At 57.4% G+C, this 5,312-nt stretch carries 9 protein-coding genes and 2 tRNA genes; 4 read left to right on the top strand and 7 right to left on the bottom strand.

All coding sequences use genetic code 11. The features are described from left to right. The 3 genes from EOA86_RS20810 to EOA86_RS20800 form a co-directional block, all read right to left on the bottom strand. Positions 1-488: protein-L-isoaspartate O-methyltransferase (locus EOA86_RS20810; RefSeq protein WP_164891871.1), on the bottom strand; the 488-nt coding region annotated here is incomplete at its 3' end. A gap of 108 nt (positions 489-596) precedes the next feature. Further along, positions 597-670, bottom strand: a tRNA-Cys gene (locus tag EOA86_RS20805). Positions 671-998: 328 nt separating this feature from the next. After that, on the bottom strand, positions 999-1,259 hold the full coding sequence (locus EOA86_RS20800) for a hypothetical protein (RefSeq protein ID WP_029353198.1): 261 nt from the start codon (positions 1,257-1,259) through the stop codon (positions 999-1,001). Positions 1,260-1,480: 221 nt separating this feature from the next. Here EOA86_RS20800 and EOA86_RS20795 point away from each other — a divergent pair. Both EOA86_RS20795 and EOA86_RS20790 read left to right on the top strand, forming a co-directional pair. After that, positions 1,481-1,555, top strand: a tRNA-Asn gene (locus EOA86_RS20795). Between the two features lie 107 nt (positions 1,556-1,662). Continuing rightward, on the top strand, positions 1,663-1,944 hold the full coding sequence (locus EOA86_RS20790; protein WP_128343369.1) for a hypothetical protein: 282 nt from the start codon (positions 1,663-1,665) through the stop codon (positions 1,942-1,944). Between the two features lie 55 nt (positions 1,945-1,999). On the opposite strand, the gene EOA86_RS20785 is transcribed toward EOA86_RS20790, so the two are convergent. Next, a complete protein-coding gene (locus tag EOA86_RS20785; protein ID WP_128343368.1) occupies positions 2,000-2,383 on the bottom strand; it encodes a hypothetical protein in 384 nt (127 codons plus the stop codon). Between the two features lie 265 nt (positions 2,384-2,648). Continuing rightward, on the bottom strand, positions 2,649-3,569 hold the full coding sequence (locus EOA86_RS20780) for a class I SAM-dependent methyltransferase (RefSeq protein WP_128343366.1): 921 nt from the start codon (positions 3,567-3,569) through the stop codon (positions 2,649-2,651). Between the two features lie 228 nt (positions 3,570-3,797). Here EOA86_RS20780 and EOA86_RS39500 point away from each other — a divergent pair, with 228 nt between their 5' ends. Beyond that, the gene (locus tag EOA86_RS39500; RefSeq protein WP_206630085.1) at positions 3,798-4,196 is read left to right on the top strand and encodes a hypothetical protein; all 399 of its coding nucleotides are present in this window, start codon (positions 3,798-3,800) and stop codon (positions 4,194-4,196) included. A 17-nt stretch (positions 4,197-4,213) separates the two neighbouring features. On the opposite strand, the gene EOA86_RS20770 is transcribed toward EOA86_RS39500, so the two are convergent. Beyond that, complete coding sequence (locus EOA86_RS20770) at positions 4,214-4,447, bottom strand: hypothetical protein (protein WP_245497333.1); 234 nt, start codon at positions 4,445-4,447, stop codon at positions 4,214-4,216. Between the two features lie 147 nt (positions 4,448-4,594). Here EOA86_RS20770 and EOA86_RS20765 point away from each other — a divergent pair, with 147 nt between their 5' ends. Then, positions 4,595-5,131 (top strand): hypothetical protein, encoded by a 537-nt coding sequence (locus tag EOA86_RS20765; protein ID WP_128343357.1) that lies wholly within the window; start codon positions 4,595-4,597, stop codon positions 5,129-5,131. On the opposite strand, the gene EOA86_RS39495 is transcribed toward EOA86_RS20765, so the two are convergent. Continuing rightward, positions 5,056-5,312: hypothetical protein (locus EOA86_RS39495; protein WP_206630084.1), on the bottom strand; the 257-nt coding region annotated here is incomplete at its 5' end. The genes EOA86_RS20765 and EOA86_RS39495 overlap by 76 nt on opposite strands.

Genomic DNA, 5,312 nt, shown 5'->3' with positions numbered 1-5,312 from the left:
GGCACTTTCTCCACGCTGCCGCCGATGAAAATGACATCGTAGGGTGCTCCCGCGGCATGGCCATCCGGCAGCGGTCCCGTGACCACGCTGACATTGTCGCAGCCAAGCGCCGAAAGAGTCGACATGGCGGTCTCGGCCAATGCCGGATCGCTTTCCAGCGCAACGACGGACTTTGCCAGCCGCGACAGGATCGCCGCCGCATAGCCGTTGCCGCAGCCGACATCGAGCGCCGAATCGCCAGGGCCGATTTCGGCCAGCTGCATCAGCTTGGCCAGCGGCGAAGGCTCCATGAGGTAGCGGGGGCCATCCGCTGCATTGGCAATGCGGATGTCTTCGTCGATATAGGCTAGATCGCGCTGGCCGGGGGCAACAAAGGCCTCTCGCGGCACGACAAGCAGCGCCTCGAGCAGCGGCGCGCTGGTCACGTCGGTGGTGCGGATCTGGCCATCGACCATCTTCACCCGACGTTCGGCAAAATCAGCGCTCATGTTCCAACCAATCCGCCCAAAACCAATCTGCTTGCCGCGCCAAGACCGCGGCTCATTTCGACCGGAACTCAAGCCCCCTGGCGCTGGGTGCGCGGGAGCTTGGGCCTTTGGAGGCCTCGCCCGGAATCGAACCGGGGTGCAAGGATTTGCAGTCCTCTGCGTAACCACTCCGCCACGAGGCCTCATTGCTCCCGGCGTTCCACCCGGTTCCAATAGGTTGCGGCGAAAATGCCGTCAAGCGGCCATGGTGCATTCCGGACGGTTTCCCCTCGACCATGATTCACGCATCGCGTCGTCGACACGCATGCTGCAATCAAAATATTAGTTAACTGTTAAGTACGGAATTTTGCAAAGGGAAGCCCAGGGCCTGGACCTCACGTCGGGTAAGCAGAAGGTCCGCCATTTTGAAGGAGTTGCAAGGGCCGGAAAAAAGCGCGCCGGGCATCAGCCGGGTTGAGTCGAGCCGGAAAGACCGCCCCTTCACAGAGGCTTGCCACGGGGTGCAAACCGTCAGTTCGGCCGCCGCCGCCGTTCCCACCACACGACAAGCCGGCGCCGGTGGCGGCGTACCAAGGCGAACTCGTAGGAGAGCACCAGCAATCCGATCGGTATCATCCAGAATCCCAGGATCGGCAGGAAGCCGAGAATGCCGCCGAAGATCAGCACGACGCCGATCGCAATCCTGAGGCCGCGCGAGCGCGGCATGGTGAACTGACGGCCGAAGACCGATATTTTCCGTGCCGGTGGATGGTTGTGGCTTGCTGCGCTCATGTCTGGTCGGTGGTCCATTCGGGCAAAGTAAAAGCACCAGCTGACGAAAAGCCGCAACCACGTTTTCGGTTCCGCGCCCCCGTCAGACGGCTCATATGAGGACGCGCGCACATGATTGCTAGAAATCGTCGCGCGAAAAAGCGCCGAAAAATATGAAATGCTTCTTTGCAAAGCCGAAACGGGTTTGCTATAGGCTGCGCCACTCACATGAGAGCCTCTGTTCCCCGGTAGCTCAGTGGTAGAGCAACCGGCTGTTAACCGGTTGGTCGCTGGTTCGAATCCGGCCCGGGGAGCCAACAATTTCAAAGACTTAGTCGAGTTTGCAGCCATCGCCACCGTTGGCGAACTAGCTTCAGGGCTACATCTAGGGCTACAGATGCCGAGATAATGAGGGGAAACATCCATGAACTTCGTGCAATGCAGTGTCCCCTATTCGGGGCACGATGACATTCAGGACCGATTCGAGCGGCTGTTTATCGCTAACGGTAGCCCCGAGGAGATGGCACTCTTTTGCCGCACTACCGAAGATCGCCAGTCGGTGGTGTATCTTTTGACGCCGGCCGCATCAGAACTGTACGGACAGATTCCTGCGGATTGGAAGCAGTCACATAACGTTTTCGATCACAAGTGGACGTTCCTTGTTGGCCACGAAAAGACGAGGATTGCGTACGCCGGCCTCCAGTAGAGCAAAAGGCCCGCCACCTGGGAAAGGCAGCGGGCCTTTGAGCCTCGTGGTCTCGTCATGCCTCCCCTGAAAGGCGCTTGATGTCGGCGGCGATCGATAGGAAGGCCTCGTTTGGATCTTCAAAATCCTCCAGTCCCAATCTGTCGCTCACACGAAGCTTTACCATCATGCCTTCAAGCGTGTTGGCAGGGATCGCGCAAATGCGCATGCCGATTTCCCACTCCTCGCTGCAAACCGCGTTGAATGCCTCTTCTAGGGCATCATAGTTGTGCTCGCGGTTCCGCTCGTCTCTCAGGGCTGACCATTCTTCCCACGCGGCCTGGACTTGCGCTTTTTCTCTCTTGATTTCCTCACGCCATGCGCGAACCGGTTCCGGCTCCTCCCAGTCTCCCTTGGCTGCATCAACGAAGAGCACGTTTTTAAGCGCATCGCGAGGCAATGCGCTCGGATGACTTCATGCGGATGGGCGGCGACGGCAAGACCGTCGAGGCGGACGAAATCTACATTGGCCGCCGCGTGACGTTCCGGTCAACAAGGGCTTATTGACAGCGCGCCATAACACTACAAGCTTTTTGGAGTTGACCGGTAATCCAGTCATCCAATAGCGTTTCCAGATACTGGTCCGCGAGTTGGTTCTGCCGCGCCGCAACTTCAGCGTGACCGTGGGGTCATAAAGCTCCTTCACATCACGGCGGCTGTATATCTCATTTTCGCATAACCACTGCGGCCTGATGATCGTGCGCCTGCTCCTTCACAGCGACAACTGGTATGATCCGGCCCCACCGCCGCTCCAAGGAAGGGACGTCATAAAACACCTGAGAGTTCGGGTCAGCGCCGAAGGTAAACACCGACCACTCGGCTCCATCAGGATTATTTTCGGCGAAGTTGGAGTTCAGTTCTGCAAGTAGGTCAGAGAAAAGTGGATCATCGCGATACTTCGTTCGCAGAAGATCAATCGTCTGCCGAGTATGAATGGTGATATATGCATAACCGTCCTGACGGAGAACGCGCCGAACTTCGAGGAGCCACGCCTCAGCCAATTCGGATATATGCGTGAAAACGGATCCGCAGTAAACCAAGTCGAAGGTGCTGTCTTCAAATGGAAGATGCGGTGCTGTGGTGTTGGTTGCGAAGAGCATCGGCGGATTAAGGTGTTCCTGGCACCAGGCGATATGCTCGGCATTAATGTCGAGGCCCCAATGCTCTGATGTCTCGTCTCGCGGAAGAAATCGCAGCATACGGCCACTGGCGCATCCGAGATCGAGCACGCGTGTCAACGGAATAGGCGGTTGCCCGACTTCATTGAGGATGCAAATCATTTGTGCCACGTCATCTTGTCCGCATTTCAAATAGTCTAATTCAGTCTGGGCGTATCCTTCCCACAGATGTTGAGGTGGAACCGGCGCGGCATTCTTTGACTGGGAGGGACAAACAAACAAGACGTTATGGTGTCTGGCTAAGGGGATGAATCGGGCCGAGCTGCCGGGGCGTTCTTGGCTGATGAGTTGCTCGGTCGCGAGCTTGAAACGCTTGGTTTTACTTAACTGCCCAGCTAGCTTTTCCATCAGCGCCATTGCGCGACGATCATGACTTAGTTTACGAGCTAATTGTTCAATGAGGTTCATTTGCGCAGCCTCCAATTCTGATCGATGATCTGGGAGCGGTAGCCGTCGAACTTGGCTTCATGCATCCAGTCGTCGCCTTTGGGCGGCTTGGCGACCAAGGTGGGCATCATCGGAGGAATAGATTCTAGCCGGCCGCCGGCAATCACTGGTTTACGCACAAATTCGAGTCTAGCTCCGTCCGATCTGGCGGCTAGGGGAACGGAACGTGACCATTTTACTAAATTAGCAATGGTGCATGAAATCGCCTATAATTCGCTCCAGCCGGCGAGTGCGAGACCTCACGAGCCAGCTAGGCCCGGCGGCCGGTACGATGTCGAACCGCTGAGGCTCCGGCCTGACGAATCCGCTCGCGACTTAGCCCTGATTAAGGCCGTCTCCTCACTCGGATTGAGCGGCACTGTCTTTCATTTGATGAAAGACATACCGGACCAATACGATGGCGAATACGTTGTGCTTATCGATGCAAAAATCGTGGTCCAATTTGAAATGAAGCGCGTTGATGGGGCCTCTCCGGAGGACGTACAAATCTGGTTCCTCGCAGAATATCGACGCGAGATAGGACAGCGGCGATATAGAATCCTGCTGGACCGGGCTGCCGATGCGGCGCGTGCGATTATTTCAAACTGAGACACCACCGCCTCTTCTTAGTCTTTCTCCCGAAAATCCTGTAGCGAGGCATGCCGAAGGTCTTCCTCGCCGCGCAGGTGCTTCACGCGACCGATTAGCCCCGGCTTGACCCATTGCGTCGCCGGTCGCTTCATCCCCTTCGGGGGCGGCCCGGCATGCTCCTGGACGCGCTTCCATAGGCGCTCGCGGATCGCCCGGCTAGGATTGATGAAGGCCGATCCAATATATTTGCGCGTGCCAATCTCGCCCATCAGGGCGAATGCCGGCTTGCCGGCCTCGCGCTCGACGCCCAGCAGTTCGAACTCGCCAACGGCGAAGCATTTCGCCTTCAGTACCGGCGCAATCCGCTGAAGGCTTTTTCAATCTACACAGTGACTCAGCTCCAGTCGCTCCGGCGAATGGCTTTGGAGATCAAGGCGGCTCTAGACCAGAAGGATCCCGGCCCGGATATCATGAAGGCGTATGACTTTTTTTGGTTTTGGACGTTGGGTGCTTACGAAATCATTCGAACGATGACGCAACACAAGCAATGCTTTTCGAGCAAGATCGCCTCTGAGGCCGCCGCTTTGAAAGAGCAGTTGGCCAAAGTTAGGATGCCGTTTGCCAAACAGGAAAAGTCAGCTCGTCGCGGTCCTGTCGATGGCCCTTATAACAGTTTTGTCAGTGTTGGCGACAAATCGCTGATCTTCGAGATCGAGGGCGCGACGATCGGTTCGCGAGAACTGATGAACGAGGTGGAGGCATTTTTTGCGTGCATCCCAGCCCGCAGACGTGCTCGCGAAATTCCCGGAAGGCCAACGGCCTTAAGGGCGATGCCCGGCCACCGAAGCGGCCGGGCATCGTTTCGCTTGCGCAATGATCAGTGCCGCTCCCTCGGCGCCTCCAGAAATTCCACGAAAGTAGCTTTCACCCGATCTCTTGGCGTGGACACCTGATTGCAGCCAAGGATGATTCCGGCGGCGATCCTGAGCATGTCGGCGCGGCTGCCGACGATCTTGGCCACCACCGCGTTTTCGATGCTGCCGTCGCAGGTCGAGCGCTGCCTCACAAACAGCGTCAGGCGGAGATTGTCGCCCATGAACTGGAGCGGGCCGGCGCCGGTGAAGAAAATGTTAT

This window comes from Mesorhizobium sp. M5C.F.Ca.IN.020.32.2.1 (genome assembly GCF_004023105.1).
In the GTDB taxonomy this organism is placed as follows: Bacteria; Pseudomonadota; Alphaproteobacteria; order Rhizobiales; family Rhizobiaceae; genus Mesorhizobium; species Mesorhizobium wenxiniae.
This window is presented reverse-complemented; position numbering and strand designations above follow the sequence as displayed.